Source organism: Wolbachia endosymbiont (group A) of Anoplius nigerrimus (assembly GCF_947251795.1).
Classification (GTDB): domain Bacteria; phylum Pseudomonadota; class Alphaproteobacteria; order Rickettsiales; family Anaplasmataceae; genus Wolbachia.
Genome location: NZ_OX366385.1, coordinates 969343 through 994641 on the forward strand (window position 1 = coordinate 969343; position 25299 = coordinate 994641).

The 25299-nt window shown below is 36.4% G+C and carries 22 protein-coding genes, 1 tRNA gene and 2 pseudogenes; 5 read left to right on the forward strand and 20 right to left on the reverse strand.

Features of this window, described 5'->3' with window-relative positions; genetic code table 11:
- The first annotated feature begins 11 nt into the window (after positions 1 to 11).
- A complete protein-coding gene (locus OPR26_RS05175; RefSeq protein ID WP_265016255.1) occupies positions 12 to 398 on the forward strand; it encodes a transposase in 387 nt (128 codons plus the stop codon).
- Here the strand turns inward: OPR26_RS05175 and OPR26_RS05180 are convergent.
- Entirely contained in the window at positions 383 to 703 is a 321-nt protein-coding gene (locus tag OPR26_RS05180; RefSeq protein ID WP_265016315.1) for a hypothetical protein, read from the reverse strand. The two genes, OPR26_RS05175 and OPR26_RS05180, sit on opposite strands and share 16 nt — an antisense overlap.
- A 66-nt stretch (positions 704 to 769) precedes the next feature.
- Positions 770 to 826, reverse strand: a pseudogene (locus OPR26_RS05185) (zinc-ribbon domain-containing protein); the annotation flags it as partial.
- Positions 827 to 899: 73 nt separating this feature from the next.
- Between OPR26_RS05185 and dapD the strand changes: the two are divergent.
- Positions 900 to 1730, forward strand: a complete 831-nt coding sequence (gene dapD / locus OPR26_RS05190; RefSeq protein ID WP_265015673.1) for a 2,3,4,5-tetrahydropyridine-2,6-dicarboxylate N-succinyltransferase — start codon at positions 900 to 902, stop codon at positions 1728 to 1730.
- 449 nt (positions 1731 to 2179) lie between these two features.
- On the opposite strand, the gene OPR26_RS07385 is transcribed toward dapD, so the two are convergent.
- Positions 2180 to 2299, reverse strand: coding sequence for a DnaJ domain-containing protein (locus OPR26_RS07385; protein ID WP_406827462.1), 120 nt, complete (start codon positions 2297 to 2299; stop codon positions 2180 to 2182).
- Positions 2300 to 2400: 101 nt separating this feature from the next.
- Here OPR26_RS07385 and priA point away from each other — a divergent pair, with 101 nt between their 5' ends.
- Complete coding sequence (gene priA, locus OPR26_RS05195; protein WP_265015674.1) at positions 2401 to 4692, forward strand: replication restart helicase PriA; 2292 nt, start codon at positions 2401 to 2403, stop codon at positions 4690 to 4692.
- Positions 4693 to 4701: 9 nt separating this feature from the next.
- Here priA and petA read toward each other — a convergent pair whose 3' ends face one another.
- From petA to OPR26_RS05245, 9 genes and pseudogenes are all read right to left on the reverse strand, one after another.
- Entirely contained in the window at positions 4702 to 5301 is a 600-nt protein-coding gene (petA, locus tag OPR26_RS05200) for a ubiquinol-cytochrome c reductase iron-sulfur subunit (RefSeq protein WP_265015675.1), read from the reverse strand.
- Between the two features lie 86 nt (positions 5302 to 5387).
- Positions 5388 to 8096: a DNA gyrase subunit A gene (gene gyrA, locus OPR26_RS05205; RefSeq protein WP_265015676.1), complete on the reverse strand. Its 2709-nt coding sequence runs from the start codon at positions 8094 to 8096 to the stop codon at positions 5388 to 5390.
- Positions 8097 to 8148: 52 nt separating this feature from the next.
- Positions 8149 to 8221 (reverse strand) — tRNA-Val (locus tag OPR26_RS05210).
- 81 nt (positions 8222 to 8302) lie between these two features.
- Positions 8303 to 9178 carry a tetratricopeptide repeat protein gene (locus tag OPR26_RS05215; RefSeq protein ID WP_265015677.1) on the reverse strand — a complete coding sequence of 292 codons (876 nt, stop codon included), beginning with the start codon at positions 9176 to 9178 and terminating at the stop codon, positions 8303 to 8305.
- Positions 9179 to 9815: 637 nt separating this feature from the next.
- The gene (gene terL, locus OPR26_RS05220) at positions 9816 to 11276 is read right to left on the reverse strand and encodes a phage terminase large subunit (protein ID WP_265016293.1); all 1461 of its coding nucleotides are present in this window, start codon (positions 11274 to 11276) and stop codon (positions 9816 to 9818) included.
- Between the two features lie 242 nt (positions 11277 to 11518).
- Positions 11519 to 11623: pseudogene (locus OPR26_RS07535) on the reverse strand (WPE palindromic element domain-containing protein); the annotation flags it as partial.
- Between the two features lie 74 nt (positions 11624 to 11697).
- Positions 11698 to 12450: an IS5 family transposase gene (locus tag OPR26_RS05235; RefSeq protein ID WP_264702259.1), complete on the reverse strand. Its 753-nt coding sequence runs from the start codon at positions 12448 to 12450 to the stop codon at positions 11698 to 11700.
- A 617-nt stretch (positions 12451 to 13067) separates the two neighbouring features.
- Positions 13068 to 14864 (reverse strand): translation elongation factor 4, encoded by a 1797-nt coding sequence (gene lepA, locus OPR26_RS05240; protein WP_265015679.1) that lies wholly within the window; start codon positions 14862 to 14864, stop codon positions 13068 to 13070.
- Positions 14865 to 14939: 75 nt separating this feature from the next.
- A complete protein-coding gene (locus OPR26_RS05245; protein ID WP_265015680.1) occupies positions 14940 to 16343 on the reverse strand; it encodes a malonyl-CoA decarboxylase in 1404 nt (467 codons plus the stop codon).
- A gap of 801 nt (positions 16344 to 17144) precedes the next feature.
- Here OPR26_RS05245 and OPR26_RS05250 point away from each other — a divergent pair.
- On the forward strand, positions 17145 to 17897 hold the full coding sequence (locus tag OPR26_RS05250; protein ID WP_264702259.1) for an IS5 family transposase: 753 nt from the start codon (positions 17145 to 17147) through the stop codon (positions 17895 to 17897).
- A 134-nt stretch (positions 17898 to 18031) separates the two neighbouring features.
- On the opposite strand, the gene OPR26_RS05255 is transcribed toward OPR26_RS05250, so the two are convergent.
- From OPR26_RS05255 to pgsA, 8 genes are all read right to left on the reverse strand, one after another.
- On the reverse strand, positions 18032 to 18724 hold the full coding sequence (locus OPR26_RS05255) for a thiamine diphosphokinase (protein WP_182319307.1): 693 nt from the start codon (positions 18722 to 18724) through the stop codon (positions 18032 to 18034).
- Between the two features lie 39 nt (positions 18725 to 18763).
- Positions 18764 to 19609, reverse strand: a complete 846-nt coding sequence (locus OPR26_RS05260; protein WP_253302914.1) for an SPFH domain-containing protein — start codon at positions 19607 to 19609, stop codon at positions 18764 to 18766.
- Between the two features lie 7 nt (positions 19610 to 19616).
- Entirely contained in the window at positions 19617 to 20555 is a 939-nt protein-coding gene (locus tag OPR26_RS05265) for a M23 family metallopeptidase (protein WP_265016294.1), read from the reverse strand.
- A gap of 3 nt (positions 20556 to 20558) precedes the next feature.
- On the reverse strand, positions 20559 to 21299 hold the full coding sequence (locus OPR26_RS05270) for a YebC/PmpR family DNA-binding transcriptional regulator (protein WP_253302069.1): 741 nt from the start codon (positions 21297 to 21299) through the stop codon (positions 20559 to 20561).
- A gap of 59 nt (positions 21300 to 21358) precedes the next feature.
- Positions 21359 to 22066 (reverse strand): outer membrane protein assembly factor BamD, encoded by a 708-nt coding sequence (locus tag OPR26_RS05275; RefSeq protein ID WP_265015681.1) that lies wholly within the window; start codon positions 22064 to 22066, stop codon positions 21359 to 21361.
- 60 nt (positions 22067 to 22126) lie between these two features.
- The gene (locus tag OPR26_RS05280; protein WP_265015682.1) at positions 22127 to 22699 is read right to left on the reverse strand and encodes a hypothetical protein; all 573 of its coding nucleotides are present in this window, start codon (positions 22697 to 22699) and stop codon (positions 22127 to 22129) included.
- Positions 22700 to 22711: 12 nt separating this feature from the next.
- Positions 22712 to 23137, reverse strand: coding sequence for a hypothetical protein (locus OPR26_RS05285; RefSeq protein WP_265015683.1), 426 nt, complete (start codon positions 23135 to 23137; stop codon positions 22712 to 22714).
- 100 nt (positions 23138 to 23237) lie between these two features.
- Positions 23238 to 23780, reverse strand: a complete 543-nt coding sequence (gene pgsA, locus OPR26_RS05290; RefSeq protein WP_265015684.1) for a CDP-diacylglycerol--glycerol-3-phosphate 3-phosphatidyltransferase — start codon at positions 23778 to 23780, stop codon at positions 23238 to 23240.
- Positions 23781 to 23906: 126 nt separating this feature from the next.
- Here pgsA and OPR26_RS05295 point away from each other — a divergent pair, with 126 nt between their 5' ends.
- Positions 23907 to 25229, forward strand: a complete 1323-nt coding sequence (locus tag OPR26_RS05295; RefSeq protein ID WP_265015685.1) for a malic enzyme-like NAD(P)-binding protein — start codon at positions 23907 to 23909, stop codon at positions 25227 to 25229.
- Positions 25230 to 25299 lie beyond the last annotated feature (70 nt).

Here is a 25299-nt window from a genome sequence, read left to right on the forward strand (position 1 = left end):
AACGCCATATTATTGTAGATACTGTGGGTCTTGTAATTGCTGCTGAAGTACAGAGTGCAAGTATTCAAGATCGTGATAGTGCTCTAAATCTTTTTGCCCAAGTTAAATGCAAAGTTCCAACTTTACGTAAGTTTTTTGCTGATCAAGGGTACATAGGTAAATTACAAAACAGATGCTTATTGGAAACGGGATGTTTATTAACGATTGCCAAGAAAATAGTTGATACAGGATTTCAAGTTATTCCCAAACGTTGGATTGTTGAAAGAACTTTTGCCTGGCTTTCCAATTTTAGGCGCATGAGTAAAGATTACGAGCATTCTCCTCTCACCTCAAAAAACTATATCTTCTTTAATATGATCACTATTATGCTTCACAAATTAGCTCATTCTTCAGTTTGAAGACATGCTCTTAAATTAGATAAAAAAAGGTAGTCTTGATAAAACTTATTTACAACAAGTTTTTTTACATTTAGATTTTCTGTTTGTTCTTTTTTGTACCCTAATTTATAGCTTATTGAATCCTTATATAAACTGATCGTTTTGTATGCTTTGTTCATCTCTCTAGGAAAGATGCCATTAGCAATTACGACACATAACCCTGTAGCTGTTGCAAAAGCTAGAGTGGTAAATGCTAGATTTTGTAAAAAATTTCTTCCACTAACTTTTTTTTCCTGTATATTAGCAGAGTGCGATTTGTTTGACACTTCTTCTAGATGTTCATGCCATATATGATTGCAGTTCATACACTTTACCTTTCTTCCAAATGCACCAATTTGCTCAGAAGATACTAAGTAAGTTTTAGTACAACTATTACATTGTATTTTCATAGCACTTACATATAAAGTAGTAACAAGCTCAAATAGTACAGAGCTATAAATTTAATATTAATATATATAACAAATGGAAGGTTTGCAACTAAAAAAAACACAAAGTGAGATAGAAAATATTTGGAAAAATAGAGAAAAATTTAATGACTGTAACCTAAAGGAAACAGCAAGAATAGCAATTAAAGAGGTAATTGAGCTCCTTGATAGTGGCAAAATTAGAGTAGCAGAAAAGCTATCGAGTGGAGAATGGATAGTACATAAGTGGATAAAGCAGGCAATATTATTACATTTTCTCACTGAAGAAAACAAAATAATAGACAATACCAATTGCTGGTTTGACAAGATCGGTAACAAATTTAGTGAATGGAATGAGGAGAAATTTCGCCAGTTAAAAATTAGAGCAGTTCCTGGGTGTTTTGTCCGCCGATCTGCTTATATAGGTACAAATGTTGTCCTAATGCCAAGTTTTATCAACGTTGGTACATATGTTGATTCAGGAACAATGATAGATACCTGGTCAACGATTGGTAGCTGTGCGCAAATAGGAAAAAACTGCCATATTTCCGGTGGAGTGGGAATAGGTGGAGTCCTTGAGCCTATTCAAGCTTCACCTGTCATTATAGAAGATAATTGCTTTATTGGAGCACGTAGCGAGGTAGCCGAGGGTGTGGTAGTGAGAGAAGGATCAGTCCTTGGCATGGGTGTGTTTATTGGAGCGTCAACAAAGATTATTGATAGAGAAACTAGCGAGGTATTTTATGGCGAAGTGCCACCTTATTCTGTAGTGATACCAGGGTCTATTCCATCTAAAAATAACATTTCAACCTATTGTACAGTTATAGTAAAAAAAGTGGATGAAAAGACGAGATCGAAAACCTCTATAAATGAAATATTGAGAGATTAACTGTGTGATTCATAGACATTGTCTACGAATCACACAATTTACACAAGACCATATGTCACTTTGACTCTAAGCGCTTTGTCAATCTTTATTAACGATATGCTTGATTTATTTGCAAATATATGTAATAATTAAATTTTCTTTTTAATGAATCAAGAGATAAATATGTTAGGAAACTCAAATGAGAAAAAAAACAAAATATGTGATTTACTACAGTCTGTCTCAGAGAAGTCAATCAGGGAAAGTTGTGATGAGTTTTACTTTTGCCATAATAAGCGTCATTGGTATGATCAGTCCCAAATCGAGGGATCTTTGTACCCTCTATTAGGAGAAAAGTCACCTAATAAGCCCATAATGCTTATTTCAGGTAGTCCAAACTTATCCGATGAACTTAAAGATATGAATGAAGGGATGAGAGATCATGATTGCTGTGATAAAAGCATAATCTACATTCATAACAGTGGATGCCATTTCAATGCAAGCTCGTGATATGCCTTCTTAATCTCTTCTGTGCTTGCACTCTCTGACAATCCTAATACTTTGAATGCCTCTTTACGTGTTTTTGGAATCATACTCACTCCCCCAATCAAATTAATTTAGTATAATGCTATATCAGTTTAACCCACAAAAATCAAAACGAATATTTTCAAAACAGTGCTAAACTTAGGCTGCTATGACAAGAACAGTTGATGTATTACTACCACTTCCAATTGATCAGTTATTTTCATATGCAATTGAGGAAAATACTGAGATTTTACTTGGGGATTACGTAGTGGTGCCATTTGGCAAAAAACGCTTGATCGGAATAGTTTGGAAATATAGTGACAAGAGTGGTCGAGCATTAAAATTTATTGAGCAAAAAATCGATTTACCAAATATTAGACCAAAATTGATCACATTTGCAGAGTGGGCTGCACAATACAATGTAATGCCTATTGGTATGCTTGCCAAAGTGATAATGGGAGGAGTGTTAAAAGTAAACCAAATAGATAAATTGGTTTGTGCTAAGCAGAAGCAGGAAATAAGTGAAATAAGCTGCAAATTGAGTCCTGAACAGCAGATAGCTAGCGATAAAATAATAAGCAGTTTGAATGAGTATTCAGTGACTTTGCTTGACGGTGAGACAGGATCTGGAAAAACCGAAGTTTATCTCTCTGTGATTGCACAATTGATTAAGGGTGACAGTAATATACATGTCATTCCAGCATTTGATGCACAACTGTACGAACTTTGTAACATAAGAGTAATTTTCACCAAAAAGGATGTCATCCCAGTGCCCAGACACTGGGATCCAGAAGACTTAACTTTAAATGAGTACACCAGGTGGTTGTATAATAAGAACTGGATTCCAGTGTCAGCTACTTGCATGACACCACCTACTGCGCAAATTACCTGCAAATTCCAGTGTTCGTACACTAAAGTGTCAGTTACTCTGATGACACCAGAATATATTGAAATGACATCAGGGGAAGGTAATGCGCAAGTGCTAATCCTCTTGCCTGAAATTGTTTTAACTTCACAATTGGTAAACCGTATTCATGGTCAGATATCAAAAAACTTAGTTGAATGGCACTCAAGGCTCACTCCAAAAACTCGCCGGAATAATTGGCTCAATATAGCAAGTGGAAATGCGCAGATAATTATTGGTGCACGGTCAGCGCTTTTTTTGCCTTATAAAAACCTAAAATTAATTATCATTGATGAAGAGCACGACTCATCTTTTAAACAAGAACAGGGAATTATATATAATGCTCGAGATATGGCGATAATCTTAGCCAAATTTGAAAATATTCCAATTATTTTATCATCAGCAACTCCACTGCTTGAAACGATTCATCATGTTAAAAGCGGGAATTACAATCATGTAAAGCTAACCAAGCGATTCGGTGGTGCAGAATTGCCACTCATTAAAGTAGTAGATATGAGGAACAACAAGCAATGGATCTCCTCTGAGCTTTTTGAAAGCATCAAACAAACCATAGAGAAAAAACAGCAGGTTATGCTCTTTTTAAACCGCCGAGGGTATGCACAACTGGCAGTTTGTAAAAAGTGTGGATATAAAATTTCCTGCTTAAATTGTGCTGTTTGGCTTACATATCACAAGAAAAAAAATGCTCTTTTGTGCCATCATTGCTCTTATCAATTAAAACTCCCAGAAAAATGCTCTGATTGCCATAGTGAACAGTCATTTTCCCTTTATGGTGTAGGAATTGAAAGGTTACTTGAAGAAATGGTGAAATTAATACCAAACGCAAAAACTGCGATGATAAGCAGCGATCAGAAGTCGGTTAGTAATGTCATTGACTTGATATTGAAAGAAGAGGTGAACATTATAATCGGCACACAAATAATTGCTAAGGGGCACAATTTTCCTAAATTAACTTTGGTTGGAGTAATAAATGCAGATTTGAGCCTCGAAAATTCTGATTTGAGAGCAGCGGAAAAGACGTATCAATTGTTGCACCAAGTTGCAGGCAGGTCAGGAAGATTCAATGAAAAAGGAATGGTAATAGTGCAAACCAATAACCCTGAAAGTTCAATAATAAAAGCATTGCTGCATCAAAAAAGGGACTCATTTTATGAATTTGAACTTAAGTCAAGACGTGAAGCCAAAATGCCACCATTTAGCAGGTTAATAGCGCTTATAATCTGTGGTAAGAATCAGATTGCAACACAAAAAGCAGCGAATGAAATAGTAAAATCTCTTCTCCGTCATCCAAGTAGCTCAACTACTTGTATCCAGGAAAAAAATGTAGGTGCAGACAAAAAGGAATTTGAAATTCTTGGCCCATCACCAGCAGCGATAAATTTTTTAAATAATAAGTATCGGTATAGGGTATTATTAAAAATACACAATAAGCATAGTCTATCCATACAAAAAAAGCTGAAATGTTGGATTGAAAATTGTAACCTAAATTCGAGTATTGCGGTGATAATAGATGTTGATCCTGTGAGTTTTTTTTAACGAGTTCCGTTAAGCTTTCTTGCCAATTACCACAACATTCTCACTGGGAAAAAAATAATCAGGTACAACCATATTTTTTGGTGCTGGCCCCCCAATTACTCGGCCTGATGTATCATAATATGAACCGTGGCAAGGACAGAACCAACCATTACCATCTCTTGTAGCGTGGTCAACCGGTACACACCCAAGATGTGTACATATTCCGATCATGATTAACCATTCGTCTTTTCCTTCACGTACTCTCTGTTCATCTGACTCAGGGTCCCTCAAGTTCTTTACATTCACAGCTCTTGCAACCTCAATTTCTTGCTTTGTGCGTCTACGAATGAATACTGGTTTACCTTGCCACTTTACTTTTACTCCGTGTCCTTCCTGGATTCCAGACAAATTCACCTCCACTGTGGAAGTTGCTAAAACTTCAGCAGAAGGATTCATAGACTTAACCAGTGGCCAAAGTCCACTTGCAGCTCCTATACCTGCCATAGCGCATGTAGTTAATGTTATAAAATCTCTCCTACTCTTATTTTTAGTAAGATCTTTAACGGGAGGTGTTTTTTTATCCTCTTTGTTTGCCAGTGGTTTTTTATTTTTAGTTAAATTTTTGTCCATTGATCTTTACTTAGCTATAAGTATATATTTTAATTTAAATACTGCGTATTAATCAACAAAAACTTGCGCTTTTTGTTTAACCTGTACTACAGTTGAGAAGAGATAGAGTTTTCAACTTCAGAAATACTATCTTCAGTGGAATCAGGATCTTCAATTTTCGCTACTGACACCACCTTTTCTCTACTCTCTGTTTTAAACAGAGTGACTCCTTGAGTGCTACGTCCTGCAATTCTGATATCATTTACTGAAATACGAATTAACTTTCCTTTATCTGTAATAAGCATGATATTATCACCCTGCTCAACTGGAAAACTAGCAACAACATTGCCGTTTCTGCTGGTAGTAAGAATATTGGTGATACCAACACCACCCCTGTTAGTTATTCTATACTCATACGCAGAAGTTCTTTTACCAAAGCCATTTTCAGTAATAGTTAATATAAACTCCTCATTCACTGCAAGTTTTAAGAATAATTCGTTATCTATTCCTAAATCATTCAAAGTCTTTTCCAATTTAGAATCAATGGAGTTATTAATTGCAATTCCCAGTCTTTTTGCAAGTGGAACTTTTAAGTAAAGTTCTTTTGTTTCTGTTGCTACACCTATCCCATTTAATATGGTCATGGATATCACGCTGTCATTCTTTGCAAGTTTGATACCTCTTACGCCATCTGAATTGCGACTTTTAAATTGACGCACATCACTTACAACAAATCTGATACTTTTGCCGAATCTTGTTGAAAGAAAAACATGATCAATTTCATTGCATACTTTAACTGATATTAACTTATCTCCTTCATCGAGCTTGATTGCTATTTTTCCATTGCTTGGAATATAGTGAAAATCCGCTAAAGAGTTGCGCCTTATGTTCCCATGAGCAGTAGCAAAAACTATGTTTTGATTTTCGCCATTTTCACTTGGTAATGGCATTATATTAGTTATAGTTTCACCATCGCTAAGCGGGAATATATTAACAAGTGCTCTTCCACGTGCAGTTGGCTCTGCAAGAGGTAACTTATAAACTTTTAATCTATAAACTCGACCAATGTTAGAAAAGAATAAAAAGCTAGTGTGGGTATTTCCAACAAATAATTTTGTGATTACATCCTCTTCTTTTAATCCTTGTCCTAGCTTTCCTTTTCCACCACGACGCTGAGTTCTATAATGAGAAAGCTTCACACGCTTGATATAACCATTCATAGTTACGGTTATCACCATATCCTCTTGTGGAATTAGATCTTCAGCTTCAATGTCCGTATCTGATTCCTCTATTGAAGTTTTTCGCGGCACAGCAAATCTGTTCTTTATTTCTTGTAGATTGTTTTTTATTTCTTTCATCAACTTCTCTCCTGAGCCAAGAAAAGCGATATATTCTTTTATCAGGTTGATCATTGAACTTAGCTCAGCTTCTAATTTGTCTTTTTCAAGGCCTGTTAAACGCTGCAATTTCATGTCAAGAATAGCTTTCGTTTGCAGCTCAGTTAATCTATACACTCCATCTTTCAAAAAGCTCGTGCTGTCTGAGATTAATCCAATAATTGTGTTTATCTCAGCTGAAGTTTTCCATTCTTTATTTAAAAGTTCTCTACTTGCTTCCGCAGGATCTTTTGCACCACGGATGATTTTTATCACTTCATCTATGCTGAGGACCGCAATGTAGAGCCCTATATATATATGAGCTTTTTCCCTCGTTTTTCTTAGACGAAATTCTGTTCTCCTGATTAATACTTCTTTTCTAAAATCAACAAAAGCAGCTATGATTTCTTTTAATGACATCAAAGCAGGCCTGTTGTTGTTGAGGACTAAAGTGTTAACACTAAAACTACTTCTTAGTGGAGTTAGTCCCAATATTTGATTAAGTATAAAACTTGCTTCAGCATTTCTTCTGAGGTCAATTACTACTCTAATACCAGACTTATCAGACTCATCCCTAATTTCTGTTATGCCATCAATTCTTTTTTCTTTTACAAGCTCACCTATCTTCTCAATTAATTTTACTTTATTTACCTGGTAAGGTATTTCATCAATCACTATTGCTTGCCTATCTTGTGGCAGGTCTTCCATGTGAGTCTTGCCTTGCACAACAATTGATCCACGACCCGTTGCAAATGCTGATCTTATTCCAGACCTTCCAAGAATCGTTCCCCCAGTTGGGAAATCCGGCCCTGGCATCACTTCAAGTAACTCATCCAAAGTAACTTCAGGATTATCTATATATAACATACAAGCATCTATTATTTCTCCAAGATTATGAGAAGGAATATTGGTTGCCATACCAACTGCAACACCACTTGCACCATTTACCAATAGGTTCGGAAACTCTGCAGGCAGCACAACAGGCTCTGTTTCATTTCCATCATAGTTTGGCCTAAAATCAACTGTATCTTCGTCAATATCATTTAGTAAAAAGTGTGACACCTTCTGAAGCCTTGCTTCTGTGTATCGCATTGAAGCTGGTGGATCTCCATCTATCGAACCAAAATTACCTTGCCCATCAATAAGTGGTAAAAGAAGAGAGAAATCTTGGGCCATTCTAACCAAGGAATCGTAAATAGCTGCATCACCATGTGGGTGATATTTCCCCATTACATCCCCTACTATACGAGCCGCCTTTTTATATGGCTTACCAGCATCGTATCCAGCCCTTGACATTGCATATAATATGCGCCTATGAACAGGTTTAAATCCATCCCGCACGTCAGGTATAGCCCGGCTTATGATAACGCTCATTGCGTAGGAGAGATAAGAATCTTCCAGCTCTTTTACTATTGAGATTGGTACTATATTATCCTGCATTTTTTATACTTTAATTGAAGTAATTAATAATACTAACATTCAGTTAAGCAAATGGGCAATGACAGACTTGAACTGCCGACCTCCTCGGTGTAAACGAGATGCTCTACCAGCTGAGCTAATTGCCCCTTTAGATGTAATTCTATAGCTCAATATTATTATTGTAAACAAAAATAGCGATAAATTAGATTTAGGTAAGCTATAAGCTTTTATGAAATCTTTGGGTGCGTGCTGTGGAGTTTTATAAATTTTAGTCTTGCTGTCACTTTGTATAAAGGTATTTTTTCACTCACATTTTTCGAAGTTGTAGCCATGTTCAACAACCTTAAGTAGAATATTGTAGCATTTTTAAAATCTGAAAGTTTATCTAGAATAACAGCTAAATTATAGGTATAAAAAATATTGTTTTCATCAAGGGAAATAGCAGTTATCATATACTCTTTACCTTTTACATAATCCTCCTTTTTCATATAAATCAGACCTAAATTTGCTAATAAAGGAGCATAATTTTTATGTATATCATACAATTTCAACATTTCACTCAACGCCAGATCAGGATCATATTGTGAGATTATCGTCAGAAAATTTTTTAATATGTAAGGGTTACTAGGGTGTTCTTTTAACAGTCTTGTGTAAATCTCTACAGCTTTTTTGTATTCTTTATTAGCGTAATAGATATTTCCCAATCCAATTAAAGCATTTTTATGATAAGGAAACTTTGTGATGATCTGATTAAGGAGAGAAATAGCTGTCTCATTATCTCCTAACTCAAAAGAATCTTTTGCTTTTTTTAAAGTAGAGTATATGTCAAAACTCTTGCCAGAATTCTGCGCAATTTTGATATTAAATTTGTTACTTTTTCTCTCAATAACATCAAGATCTTTATATTTTTTATCAGCTTTTATATGCTTGACAACACTATCAAAAGCCTTCTGTATCTCCGAATTTTCACTAGCATAGGTAACAGAAGACCTCCATAAAATCACAACGCAAATTAACATGCAGACAAACATAGATCCTAGTGTTGTGGCATTGGCTGCAGCGTGTAACCAGTAAACCTTATCTCTTTGAGCTATGCGTAACACATTACAAATTCATAAATGCTAAATTACCTATCTCATACAATAATAAAGATATTATTAATTAGCGATGCTGCGTAGAATGCACTTATCTTTTGTCTTCCATATTTCGCTTCATTAGACTTCTTGCATAATCCAAACTTAAGTAGAAAAAAGGCAAATAGTTCTAAGTTTACCGACACCGTCATTCAAGTAGCCCCTCCCTGCCATCTAAGCAGCCTTCTTCTCCTGTCATTCCAGCACCTTCTTCCTGTTATCTGAGTAGCTGACTACTTGGATCCAGAAAAAAGAATGGTGTCATGCAAGTAGCCCCTATGATGTCATTCCAGTGCTCCTTTCTCGTCATCCCAGTGCCTATTTCCTTGTCATCCCAGTGCCCAGACACTGGGATCTAGGAAACTTAACTCTACACCAAGTAAATGTACAATAAGAACTAGATTCCAGCGTCACGCGCTGGAATGACATCATAGGGGCTACTCGGATGACAAAAAAAGGAGCACTGGGATGACACCCTCCTGATAGACAATGTTCGTATATCTGTGGATTCATTCATGGTATCTCATCAGCTAACAAGTAGCGGGATGACGGTTGTCAGGCTAGCTGTCATGCAAGTAGCTGACTACTTGGATCTGGTAGACTCAAATCACAATGCCCGTAAAGCTGCGACCCTAGAGCTACTATCTCTCACCCACTGGAGATATTGCACGGTACTATCCACTTGGTCGTCGTGGCGGGTTTCTGGAAACATTAAAATCTCATACTCAAAATCGTTGAGCCATACTGCTTGGTGCGGCAGAAAAACCTTGCCAGACTCTATAATCGGAACAATTTGATAAAATCGAGTGAGTTTGTCATCATGTGGTACTATTTCGATAATGGGCAAATGACTGCTTGCCTTCAGATCTTGTATTAATTGCTGACCACTTGTTTTTGCTTCGATTAAAATTGCGTGTGGTGCCCATCTTGCGGCTAGTGACAGAACTTGCTCTTTAAGCTTTGGATACTCAAGCTTTGCGCGATATACATCAAGTAAATAGAATTTATTGCCCACTTTTGTCCAGGTGGTGCAGACGCTAAAGTTGCTAGTGTTGCTTGTTGAAACTGCAGTGTCCCAGCTCTGAGTGACATATGAGAGACTATCAGAAAAATTTCTATAGCGCTTCAGCCACTCTCGTTTAATTATACCACTTGAAAGTGGCAGAGGATTTTGTTGATATTGTGCAGCAAAAGCATAACTCCCAAGTTCAGCCTTTATCATCTCAACTTCTTCTTTTCCTCCATCGAGGAAATATAGCAACTGACCTTCTTCTCTTGAGTATAAAATCCTTGCAGGTGCAATGCGTGATGCTGGTTTATTATACAGCCACCCGATGCGCTCATTTATAGTTACTTGGATGACAGGAACAGGAGGCGCTGGTTTTTTGATTGAATAGATAATCTCCCTATTTTCAGCTATTATTGGTAAACAAATATGATGCCATATGTTTTTCGGTTTAGAGAGAAGGTGTCCGGTTAAGTCCTCCTGGTGTAGCCTGTGCATCACAAGAACGATGACTCCTTTTCTTCTGTTGTTGAGCCTGGTTACTAAAGTCTGGTCAAACCAGTTTGTAGCACGCTTTCTAAACGTTTCACTCAAAGCTTGAGCAGAACTGAGCGGATCGTCCACGATGATGAAATCTCCACCTTCACCGGTTAATGTTCCTCCAACTGATGTTGCAATTCTGTATCCTCTCTGCACTGTTTGAAATTTATATTTAGTATTCTGGTCTTTGGATAGTTCTACTTCTGGAAATAGCGCTCTATACCAACTAGACTGCATTACGCACCTGGTGTCGAGCGAGTGCTTTTCGCTGAGCAGCCGAGAGTAACTTGCAACTATTATTCTTGCAGTTGGCTGATTTCCCAGTATCCACGCGGGCCACGCAACACTCACGCACATGGACTTCATCGAACGCGGAGGCATATTGAATATTATTCGTTTCACTTCACCAGCGCTCGCTGCTTCTAGCCTATCTGCTATGACTTTTATGTACCGATAATTATTATACTCACACCCCGGCACTACCGTTTGAAAGCATAACTCAATGAATTTTAGAAAGTTCATGATATAATGTTGAAAGATGTCATCCAAGTAGCCCCTTTCTTGTCATCCGAGTAGCTTGACTACTTGGATCCAGAAGACTTAATTTCAACCAAGTGGCTGCATAATAAAGTCTGGATTCCAGTGCCAAGCACTGGAATGACATCCTCCCTTGTGGAAATTGCTCTCAAATCACAATGTTTGTACAGCTATGCAAACACAAAGGTGTCATCCAAGTAGCTGACACTGGGATCCAGGAAAAAGAATGGTGTCATTCCAGTGCTTGACACTGGAATCCAGCTTTTGATCGAAAATGTTGTATAGTACATAATCAATTTTTCTGGATCCCAGTGTCTGGGCACTGGGATGACGAGAAAGGAGCGCTGGAATGACAGCAGTCCTACGTCATACCGCCGCGGTATCTCTAGGCTCTGTGGACAAAATTTTAGAGAAGCCATACAAGAGCTCCAACAAAATTGAGAAAACCCATAAAAACCTCAGCAGTTTTATCAAATCTGGAAAAAATGCGCCTAAAATTTTTAATTTTACCAAAAAAACACTCAATCAAATGACGTTCTTTGTAGATATGCTCATCGTAATACCTTTGCACTTTTCGATTCCGTTTTGGCGGAATAACTACTGTACATCCCTTGTCTTCAAGACTTGTAACAAAGGCATTGCTATCGTAGCCCTTGTCAGCTACTACAGTAGAGTTATAGATACTTTCGGTCAACACTTGTGCCTGCGTAATTTCATTTCTTTGACCAGGAGTCAGAGTAAATTTAAGTGGATTTCCAAGTGCATCGACAAGCGCATGTATTTTAGTTGTAAAGCCACCTTTGCTCCTCCCTAAAGCTTCTTGATCCTTGGAGTTTTTTGTATATCCAGATGAACATGGATGGGCTCGGATGATCGTACCGTCGATTATAGCAACTTCTAAATCAGGCTCTTGTTTAGTATATTCAAGCAATTTTTTCCAGACATCTCTTTCACACCATCTTTTAAATCGCTTATGTATACTCCTGTAATTACCATAAGTTTTTGGTAAAAGTCTCCATTGGCAACCACTTCGCACTATGTACCACACTGCCTCTATGAATATTCTTAAACGTTTTTCATCTTTGCTGTGCATTCCTTTTACGCTTTTTATGAACTCTAAAATTTGTTTCCAATTTTCCTCTTTGATGTAATATTGCATATGGTAGTTTCTCCATTTTTTACCTATTAGGCTAAACTACCATCTTTTTCTCTCTTTTCATATTTTTTGTCCACAGAGCCTAGATCCCGCTAACACGTAGCGGGATGACGATTGTCGTTTAGCCATAAATATTAAGGAATTTACCAAATAAAAAAAAAGGCAAAAGAAACCCTAGTCATTGTCTATTTTCAGTATTGGCGTTTTTTAAGTCTTAAACGCTGCAATTTAGCTGCTTTTAAATGCAACTAACCTTAGCTATAAATGTTTAAGAAATTTACTAGGCAGAAAAAAAGGCAAAGAAAACCCGTGGTAGCTAGTTATTACACTCTCTATTTTAAAATTTGACGTTGGGTGATGTCTTGAACGCTTTATAAGCGCGTTTCAGCTTGTATAGGTAAAAACCTAGAAATTTGATAAAGACATACGGTGCACATAGTGCAAAGAATTAAACAATAGTACGCCAAATACAAGTTTTCTTGTCATTTTAATCTGCTGCAGAGATTGCGAAGTTAAATAAAATAGCTTCAGTTTTATGATAAGGGGGCTGGCGGAGTTTGTCAAGCAAGTTTTTGTTTATAACAGTTGTTGCCAAAAACTATACAAGAAGTCTTTTAAGATCAATCACTTATCTTCAAAGCTTGAATAAAAGCATTCTGTGGAATATTTACGTTCCCTATAGAATGCAACCTTTTTTTACCCTTCTTTTGCTTTTCAAGTAGTTTCATTCTTCGCGTTACATCTCCACCATAGAGTTTAGCTGTTACATCTTTTCTGTATGGGTTAATCGTTTCTCTGGCAATAATTTTTCCGCCCACTGCTGCTTGAATCGCGATTTTATATTGCTGACGTGGTATTAGATCCTTCAAGCGTGCGCATATTTCACGCCCCCTTTTTTCTGCTCTGCTTTTGTGAGCGATACAAGCCAGTGCATCTACGGGCTCTCCATTAATTAAAAAGCTTAATTTATCTATTTGACTTTCCTGATAACTGGAAATTTCCCAATCCAAACTTGCATATCCTTTGGAAATTGATTTTAGCCTATCGTAAAAATCAAAAACAACTTCAGACAGTGGTAATTTATATCTTAACAATGCTGTTGTTGTGTTACCAATGTAAGACAAATCTTCCTGTTCTCCCCTCCTTTCTTCACATAGAGATAGAATCTCTCCCAAGTATTGATCAGGAACCATTATGGTTGCGGTAATCCATGGTTCTTCCACAATTTCAATTTTCGTTGGATCTGGCATATCACTTGGGTTATGAATATTCAAAACTTCACCACCTCGTGTTGTAACCCTATATATAACACTCGGTGCAGTTGCTGTTAGGTCTAAATCAAATTCTCTCTCGAGCCTTTCTTGAATAACTTCAAGATGCAACATTCCCAAAAAACCACAACGAAATCCATAGCCTAGTGCATTTGAAGTTTCAGCTTCGAAGGTAAAACTTGCATCATTTAAATGTAACTTCTCTAGAGCTTCCCTTAAATATTTAAAATCATCCGTTTTGTGAGGGAAAATGCTACAAAATACCACAGGATGCACTTCTTTAAATCCAGGAAGTGCTTCACTACAAGGTCTCTTTTCCTCAGTGATAGTGTCCCCTACCTTGCAGTCTGCTACTTCCTTCATTGAAGCAGTGATAAAACCAACTTCACCCGCTGAAAGCTCTCTCGTCATAACTTTTTTAGGGGTGAAAATACCAATATTATCTATCTGATATGTAGCATTATTAGACATCATAACAATTCTCATGCCTTTTTTTAGCACTCCATTTTTAACTCGCACTAAAATTACCACTCCTAAGTAAGTGTCATACCAACTATCAACTAAAATTGCTTGCAGTGGAGCATTTACATCACCTTGAGGAGCTGGAAGTTTTGCTACTATTGCTTCCAGTACATCTTTTATTCCAAGTCCAGTTTTTGCTGATATTAAAACTGACTCACTTGCGTCAATACCAATTATTTCCTCAACCTGGAGTTTTACCTCTTCTGGATCTGCAGCAGGAAGATCAACTTTATTGAGCACAACTATTATTTCATGGTTGTTGTCAATAGCTTTATACACATTTGCAAGGGTTTGTGCTTCAACACCTTGACTGCTATCTACCACTAAAAGTGAACCTTCACACGCTGCTAGACTTCTGCTTACCTCGTAAGAAAAGTCAACGTGACCTGGGGTGTCCATGAGATTTAGGCAATATTGATTACCGTCGTTTGCCGTATAATTGAGTTTTACCGTCTGTGCCTTAATTGTAATCCCACGTTCGCGTTCTATATCCATTGAATCGAGTATTTGATTGGTCATTTCTCTTGCCTCAAGGCCGTTACATTCCTCTATTAAACGGTCAGCAAGCGTTGACTTACCGTGGTCTATATGCGCTATTATTGCAAAATTTCTTATGTTGTTCATTTATGGCTATTTTATTTAAGTAGAACCATTTTACATTTTAAGTGTTATCAGGGCAATCCTTTATTAAGAGACTATTTACTCCTTCAACATAGACGACACTTTTTTCGAGCAGGAAATCACTTTATTAACCATATAGTTTTCATGATTATTATCTATTTTAGGCAACTCATACAGATAATTTACCATCATTCCAGCCGACTGACTAATACCCTTTTCAGAAGTATCCGCCATCCAGTTTAGTTGTTTTATCGATGCACCATTGCTTAAATGGAAATGCGCCACCTGGTCATAAGCACTGCCATTATTGTTTTTCACTTTTAACAAGTAATGTGCACATAGCTTAAGCAAGCACTGTTTAACTCCACTTTCACATTCAACGTTAGTTTTTAATTGCTCTGCACTTTCTAAAATTTCTGCACTAGATTGTTTTATATTTAGTTTGCCCAATAAAGTGACATCTTGGTTTAGATTGTTTTTTAGCCATTTCGTAAAGCTAGGTATTGGAGAAAGAGTTGCGTATGTTTTTATACTTTTAAACTCTTGCGATAGCTTTTCTACAACCCTTTTGATCAAAAAATTACCAAGGCTGATTCCAGATAACCCTACTTGAGTATTTGATATTGAATAGAATATAGCAGTGCTCGCATTACTCGGATCATTTGAAGGTACCGACTCATCTAAAAGGTGTTGAATGCTATCTGCAATCTTATCCACCAATGCAACCTCTACAAAAATTAGAGGTTCGTTTGGTATCTTGTAATGAAAAAAAGCAAAACAGAGACGATCAGAGTCTAGTCTGTTTTTTAGGTCGCCCCAAGAGGAAATTTTATGCACAGCTTCATATTTTATAAGTTTTTCTAACAATGATGCAGGTGAATCCCAAGTGATTTGACGAAGATCAAGTAGATCAACATCAACCCAAGTATAGAGTATATTTTTTAATTCATTCTCTAGTGGATTCAAGCTTCTATATTGGTTCTTTAGCTTAAGCACATCAGAACGCATATCAACAATAAACTTAAGGCCTTCTGGTAGAGAAATAAATTGCTTCAATATTTTAGAACGCGGTGATTCAAGAATTTTTATTAAATCCTGTTCAAATTTATAGTTTAACTCGGGATCTTGATTTTCCTTGTACTCTTTTATTTTCTCATCTATTTCTTCTTTATGTAGACTAAATTTTTCTGCCAGGGTTTGCAGAAATTTTATTTTACCTTTCTCTGATAAGCTTAAGTACAAATTACCAAGAGATACAGCATTCTTACGTGCTGAAACCTCTCCTCCCTTTGGATTTAAGCACTCGTTCATCTTCAAGACTAAACTATCGATATCGCGACTGTTGCTTAAATCAGGACCGATGTTACCAATCCACGATCTTACAGCATCTGCCACTTCACCTAGTATTTTAAAAAAGCTTCTTACCGCTTTTTTGTCTTCAACTTTCACTATATCAGTTTTTACCAATGATTCTTTTGTCATAGATTTCCTTTATTATACATGGCTAATGCAATCCCTACGTCATACCGCTGCGATATCTCTAGATCCCGCTAACAAGCAGCGGGATGACGAATTTGTCGTTTGTCAAATCGTCCAAGTTATTTTAGCTACATATAGCTTAAGTTAAAGGAAAATTTTAGCTACATAGCAGGCACTATTACTGAATTATTAATAATTCAGTAATACAACAGACTTCTTGCACTACCTCCCAAGCCACAACTGTCATTCAGTAGAAACAAAAAAACTTGCTTGACAAACTCCGCCAGCCCCCTTATCATGAAACTGAAGCTATTTATTTATCTTCGCAATCTGCAGATTAAAACGACAAAGGGAACTTTGTATTTGGCGTAAATCATGCTTAATTTTTTGCACTATGTGCACCTCATGTCTTTATAAAACTTTTAGGTTTCTACCTATACAAGCAGAAACGCGCTTATAAAGCGTTCAAGACATCAAAAGACGTCAAATAGAACAAGGGAGAATTTGAATACTAGCCACCCTAGGGTTTCTTTGCCTTTTTTTTCTGCATAGTAAATTTCTTAATGTTTATAGCTAAACGACAACCGTCATCCCGCTACTTGTTAGCGGGATCTAGAGATACCGCGGCGGTATGACGAGGGAGAGCAGCGGTGGTATGACGTAGGACTGCTATCGTCCCGCTACTTGTTAGCGGGATCTAGAGATACCGCGGCGGTATGACGTAGGCTCTGTGGACAAAAAATATGAAAAGAGAGAAAAAGATGGTAGTTTAGCCTAATAGGTAAAAAATGGAGAAACTACCATATGCAATATTACATCAAAGAGGAAAATTGGAAACAAATTTTAGAGTTCATAAAAAGCGTAAAAGGAATGCACAGCAAAGATGAAAAACGTTTAAGAATATTCATAGAGGCAGTGTGGTACATAGTGCGAAGTGGTTGCCAATGGAGACTTTTACCAAAAACTTATGGTAATTACAGGAGTATACATAAGCGATTTAAAAGATGGTGTGAAAGAGATGTCTGGAAAAAATTGCTTGAATATACTAAACAAGAGCCTGATTTAGAAGTTGCTATAATCGACGGTACGATCATCCGAGCCCATCCATGTTCATCTGGATATACAAAAAACTCCAAGGATCAAGAAGCTTTAGGGAGGAGCAAAGGTGGCTTTACAACTAAAATACATGCGCTTGTCGATGCACTTGGAAATCCACTTAAATTTACTCTGACTCCTGGTCAAAGAAATGAAATTACGCAGGCACAAGTGTTGACCGAAAGTATCTATAACTCTACTGTAGTAGCTGACAAGGGCTACGATAGCAATGCCTTTGTTACAAGTCTTGAAGACAAGGGATGTACAGTAGTTATTCCGCCAAAACGGAATCGAAAAGTGCAAAGGTATTACGATGAGCATATCTACAAAGAACGTCATTTGATTGAGTGTTTTTTTGGTAAAATTAAAAATTTTAGGCGCATTTTTTCCAGATTTGATAAAACTGCTGAGGTTTTTATGGGTTTTCTCAATTTTGTTGGAGCTCTTGTATGGCTTCTCTAAAATTTTGTCCACAGAGCCTAGGACTGCTGTCATTCAAGTAGCTGAAACTGGAATGACACGTCATAAAGGAACCAGTGTCAGCTACTTGGATGATACCTTTTTTCTACTTAGTTTGGGTTATGCAAGAAGTCTATTTACTTCTTAACTTGACGCACATGATGTCTTGCAGCATCATCTACTGCTTCTAAATAAACCATCGCCAAACATATACCACTGTGTACTTCTATATATGCCTCATTGCTCAGGCTTCGATTAAAGCAAGAATTCTTTCCTGGAAAGGCAAGGTTGCTAAGATGCAGTTCCCATTTTAATCCTTTGGTTGATATTTGAGCTCTCGGTATACCAAGTAAAGATATTTTAGTATTTTTTGGCAAAGAAAAAAAATGGGTAATACCTTTTTGTAAAGTGTAACCTACCATGGGAGGTGAAGGTGTGTAAAAGATACTGCCCGTACTTAGAAAAATGTTAATATTCTGTAGTATGTGATCAATTGCTCCTCCAGTAATACCCGTTACTATTGATGGCAATAACTTTACTGTTTTTAAGTGAGCCATTGCTTTAGAAAAGTCGCAATAATCTTGATCAGGTAGATATATCGTATTCAAATTAGCACGTAAATCCAGATTTACGCTATCCAAATCTCCTACTACAAGATCAGGTTTTACGCCAATTGATAGAAGCTTGTTTGCTCCTCCATCTACAGCAATAATAGGTATATCTCGTTTAAAAAACGATGAGCTCGGTATTTTTCCATTTAGCACTACAATAGAACGATATTGTTGTTGTGTACTGCAGTGCAGCACATGATCATGGTGCAGGTTTTGCATCGTAGTAACATTTTTGAATAACTGATATTAGCAATTATACTAATTATTATCCAAACTAATCGTTGGTTGTGCATCTTGCTCAGAGATTAGGGCAACCAACAAATTATTTATCAATTGAACCTTTTGTTTGCCATCTAATTGTAAGCTTTTGTTTTTTTCAAAATGAGCTATTACTTCCTCGACAATTCCTATTGCATTTTGCACTATATGCCTTCTTGCCGAAGTGATAGCATGTGCTTGTTGACGCCTTAACATTGCTTGTGCAATCTCGGACGAATACGCCAAATGCGATATTCTTGCTTCTGTAATCTCAATTCCTGCAATATCTAATCTTTGTTGTAACATTGACCGCAATTCATCTGAAATTTTATCAGAATTTTTACGTAAAGATTCCTCATCGCTTTCGCTATCATACGGATAATTGCTTGCTAATTCTCTTATTACTGAGTCACTTTGTACAAAAACAAATTCGTGATAGTTGTTAACATTATAATACGCCTTTGCAGGGCTGTTTACTCTCCAAACAATTACTGCAGAAATCTCTATTGGACTTCCATTTGCATCATTCACTTTTATTTTTTCTGTGTTAATATTCTGAAATTTTAGGGAAACTATATATTTGCTTGAAAAGGGAAGCGTTATACATATTCCAGACTTAAAATAGGTTCCAATATAATGACCAAAAAACTCTATCACTCTTGCTTCATTAGGGTCATTAATAAAAAACCCTTGAAGAAAAGTCAAAATTGAAACGGCAGCAACTCCAAGTGCAATTGTGCTGTCATATGCCAAAAAAAGCAGCGATAAAATTAATCCTAGCGCTATTAGTACAGGAAAAGCCCGAATTTGACTCAAATTTCTATCGTTTATCGTATTCTTATCCATATTGTCTTTAAACTTCTTTTTCACTTGAACCCTCTCTGTTGATCGTTTTATTTATCTTATTTACAAATAGTTTAAACTCTCTTAATTCATGATCAGGCAATTTTACTTCAGTTTTATGCGCTATCGTAAGCGGATCGATGTGTTTGCCGTTATATATAACTTCGTAATGTAAATGGGGTCCTGTTGCAACACCAGTGCTACCAACATAGGCGATAACCTGCCCCTGCTTTACTTTAGAGCCTAACTTTATATCGCCACTAAATCTACTTACATGCGCGTAACAGGTTGAATATTCATTTTTGTGTTTTATTTTGATGTAATTTCCATAGCCACCATTCTTTCCTATATATTCTATCACACCCTCTGCAGCAGCGTATATGGGAGTGCCAAGTTTAGCTGCATAATCCACTCCTTTGTGAAAAGCAATTTTACCGCGAACAGGATGCTTTCTATTGCCAAATTTTGAGGATATGCGATAATCTCCATTTAAAGGATTTACAAAAATTTCGCCATTTTTTAAGCTTATTCCTTCTTTATTAAAATACCTTTCTTTGCCGTCTTGCGATTTATAATGATATAAACTAATAGCTTTCTTGTTTATTGTCAGTGAAGTATATAAAATTTTTTCTTCTGTCTTCTGATTATTAGGCAATCTCTCAAAAAGAACCTCCAATTTACTCTTCGGCACAATGTCTTTTTTAAAATCAACACCGAAATCTTTATATATGTTGATCAATTTTACCACTGTATTTGGCGCCAACCCTTCCGTGGCAAAAAAGGAAGATTTTATGGTGCTGGACATGAATAACAACTTTCCATCACTTTCTGTCATCAAAGCAACTTTTTTTTTCCTGATCCCATGCTGGAACAGCACTGCAAGATCTGTTGATGTTTCAGCGGTATATAACGGTAAGATAAAGAGCAGTATAAATATAATCAGCTTCATCATTTAAACAGCATCAACAAAAGTAAAATTACCTTCAACATACTGTACATCATCATTATCTTCTAGCTCTTCAACCAATGCAGATAATTTATCAATCAACTCTTTATCGCTAATTTCAATCAGATCTTTTGGCTGCCATGAAAGACGAGCAAGTTCTGGTTCTCCGAATTTTGCATAAAAGGCATCGCGTACTTTACCAAAATCTTTTATTTCACAAGTTATAACGTGTAATCCTTCTTTGTCATTTTCCTCAACATTCAATACTTCTAACTCGATCCCATAATTAAATAAATCATCAAAATTCACACCCTCTGCTTTATAGACAATTAAACCTACATGATCAAAAAGGTAACTAACACTTCCTGTTTCTCCCAAGTTTCCACCCTTGCGAGAAAATATATAACGTACCTCAGAAGCAGTACGGTTGCGGTTATTAGTCAAGGCATGGACAATGAGTGCAGTACCAGAAGGCCCATGACCTTCATATTGTATTTCCTCGTAATTTTCTCCAGCAACGTTACCAGTTGCATTTTTTATTGCTGTTTCTATTTTATCTTTTGGTAGATTTTCCTTGCGTGCAGCAAATATAGCAGAGCGAAGGCGCGGGTTGAGTTCGGGATCGGGCAGCCCTTGCTTTGCAGCAACTGTTATTTCTCTAATCAGCTTCGTAAATTTTTGAGAGCGCTTTGCATCCTGAGCGCCTTTCCGATGTTTTATATTTGAAAATTGTGAATGACCAGCCATATTCAAATAGTTAAAAACCTAATTATATATCAAAGCATAGAAAAAGCTAAAGCAAATTTTCAAGCCTCTGGCTTGGCATCTTGCAGGTTTTCTGCTAATAACATACTTTCATACTGCTCAGCTTCTAAGTCAAGGCCAAGAGCTGAATGGGCTGCTACTAAATAGTTAATAGACTTAGAAAAATATTTAGAATCTTTATAGCTTGCCATATTCTGGAAACGCTTAATTGCTGCTAAATATTCACCACGCCTCAGGTAAAATTTACCGATAGAGTACTCTTTTGTTGATATATGCTCTGTGATTAGCTTTGCTTTTTCCTTCATCTCGTCTACATATTCGCTGCCTGGAAAGAGATTAATGTACTCAGTGGCTAGCTCTAAAGTTTTATATGCAGTTTGCTGTCCAAGTTGCACTTTATTAATTTGCATGTAATAAGATAATACTCTTAAGTAGTATACATATGGTAAATCTTCACCATTTGAATAAACATATATATAATCATCCATATCACTTGCAGCACTTCTATAGTTACCCATATTATAGTGAGAAACCCCAGATAATAATTTCGCTTTCATTGCCCAATAAGACAAAGGATACAAATCCTCTATCTTATGAAATGCCCTAATAGCTTGTTTATATTTTTTCTGGTCAAAAAGTTCAACTGCTTCTTCATATAGTTCAGTTTCAGTTTTTTCAAGATCATTCGCATACGATTGTGTAAAGGAGCAAATTAGGAAAATAAAGCACGTGATTAAAGTCTTATACATAAGATTTTTTTCGATCAAAATAAAGTATAGACCTAAATATTACTTAAATAAATAAATTTCTTAGGTAATAGCCGGCCCTTCTGTGTTTGAGCCGCCATCTCCTATATTACCCACACCAGCACCTATTGAAACACCTTTTCCGCTCACTTCTATATTCTCTAGCTTTCTACTATAAGAACGTGCAATCAGTACACTTCCTGCTATTAAAAAGATCATACCTACCAAGCCTAAAGTAGGCCCAACAGCAGGATGTAAAGATGATGATAGTGCTATTAACATTATCCTTCTTATTAATAATATAGAAGAACCAGCAAGCATTAACTTAGCTGCAGACATATTGCTTGTCTTTTTTTCAGATTTCTCATCAAAGCCTTGCTCTTTTTCTACTTCAGAATTTTTACTTTTTTTGTACTCACAATAGCAAAAAGTGGCGCTTGCTACAAAGTAAAATAGACTAGAAAGTGAAAAAGCTACATCTCCTATTATTCCTTGCTCTAACGCTTGACTTACTATGCTAGCCACAATAACTAATGTAACTAAAGCAGCATCAGCATAGTTAAAGTAATCATCAACTGTATAAGGAATGTCTCCCATTTCTTTTTCTATTATTTCCCTATTTTCAATATTCTCCAATTCTCGTTCTTTTTATGCTATTTTTCTATTATTATAAATTAAATATAGCGTGCAAATAAGATATAAAGTTGTAAAGGGTAATATAGTATGACCTAATGCGCTGCTTATAAGGCCGAGTAATACCTGATCGCTACATGTTTTTTCCAGTTCAATTGCCATCAACAATGCAAATGGAATCATTGTCGCCAATGATACATATTTTCTATGTAGCTCTCTTTTTTTTAGTGTTAATAGTTCTTGTTCTAGCTTCTTCTTTTTTTCTGCTTCTCCTACTTTTAGCATTAATAACTCCTGTTCGAGCTCCTTCTTTTTTTTTGTTTCTTCTTCTTCAATCCCTAACCAAAAATCTTGAAAAAAATCTTCCATTTCAGGATTTTCTTTAATTCCTGGTTCTTTAGAACGAAACTTAGTCTCAAAGTCACCTGTAATGCTAGTCATATAAATCCTATTAACTAATATATTATACAGGATTTTAACTATTCAGTCAATATTATGAAAGTATTAACCACTTTTGTATATTAACTGTTTCTCAAGAAATTCAGTCAATCTGTTTGATGCCGGCTAGGATATAATTATAGCCTGACCACATAGTTATAATAGCTGCAACCCATAAACAAATCGCACCTGTATATTGAATCATATAATAATCGTTCATTATTAGCGCTACTACAGCAACCATCTGTAGAAATGTTTTAATTTTTCCAGCTTTGCTTACAGGTAGACTAACATTTGTAGCTATCAGAAACTCCCGTAAACCTGAAACTAATATCTCCCTACAGATAATGATAATCGATGGTACTATTGTAAAATCATTTATCTTCTGCTTATAAACTAGCATAATTATCGTTGAAACCACTATTAATTTATCAGCAATTGGATCAAATAGCTTGCCAAACTTTGATTGGACTTTCCACGCACGCGCCAGGTAACCATCAAAAAAATCCGTAATGCATGCAAATATAAAGATTGATATTGTTATCAGGCCTGCATATTTATTTTCTATATAAAAACTTAATATTATTGCTGGTATTGCAAGTGCACGAGAAATCGTAAGCAAATTAGGCACGTTTTTCTTAAGCATGTAATATCATCTTACGTAATAGGTAAACTTATACAGAAGTACAACAGAGTTCACAAGCTAATAGTTTACAATTGAACATTTATAAAAACTCCATATACTTAAAAATTACAAGCTTAAAATATAAGAATGAACGATGATTTAGATCATACCACAAAACAAGAGGCACTTAAGTATCACAGTAGAGGTGGTAACCCTGGTAAAATTTCAATCATGCCAACAAAACCTTTATCTACCCAGTATGATTTGTCACTTGCTTATTCTCCTGGCGTTGCAGCTCCGTGCCTTGAAATAGCTAAAAATCCTGAGGTTGTTTATGATTATACGACAAAAAGCAACTATGTTGCTGTCATTTCAAATGGCACTGCAGTGCTTGGGCTTGGTAATATCGGTCCTCTTGCTGCAAAACCTGTCATGGAAGGCAAAGCTGTTTTATTTAAGCGTTTTGCTGATATTGATGCAGTTGATATAGAAGTTGGTACAGAAAATATAGAAGATTTTATCAATGCAGTAAGGTACCTTGGGCCAAGTTGGGGGGGGATAAATTTAGAGGATATAAGATCTCCCGATTGTTTTATAATAGAGAAACGTCTGAATGAACTGATGGATATTCCAGTGTTCCATGATGACCAGCATGGAACTGCAGTGGTTGTTGCAGCTGGTATAGAAAATGCTCTTGATATTGTCGGAAAGAAATTAGAGGACGTTAAGATCATTATGAATGGTGCTGGAGCAGCCGGTATTGCATGTTTAGAAATACTAAAGTCCATGGGCGCTAAAAATATAGTGCTGTGTGATAAGCAAGGAGTAATATACAAAGGTAGAAACGAGGACATGAATGAGTGGAAGGAAAAATATGCAATTGATACTTCCGAACGTTCTCTACTTGATACAATAAAAGGCGCTGATGTATTCATCGGATTATCTGCAAAAGATGTGTTAAATGAAGAGATGTTAAAGAGTATGGGCAAAGACCCGATTATTTTCGCTCTCGCCAACCCCGATCCAGAAGTAAGGCCTGAGTTTGCAAAATCTGTGAGGCCAGATGCAATAATCGCAACTGGCAGGTCAGATTACAACAATCAAGTCAACAACGTAATGGGATTTCCTTATATATTCAGAGGAGCGCTTGATGTACATGCAACAACAATAAATGATGAGATGAAAATTGCAGCTGCAGATGCAATAGCAAGGCTTGCCCGTGAGCCAGTGTCTGACGAGATATCCGCAGCCTATGGCGGTCGTAAAATGAGCTATGGACGTGAATATATAATACCTACTCCATTTGACCCAAGATTAATTTCTATAGTATCTCCTGCTGTTGCAAAAGCCGCAGTTGATTCAGATATTGCAAGAAAGGCAATACAAGACTGGAGTAAATATGAAAATCAATTGAAATCTCGCCTTGCTAGTGCACTTAACACGCTGAATCTACTGTCTTCACAATATTAGTAACCATATAATCAATAATTCAATTGCACCCAGTCGTTTTAGATTTATAATGAAAGTATTGTAATTTAAA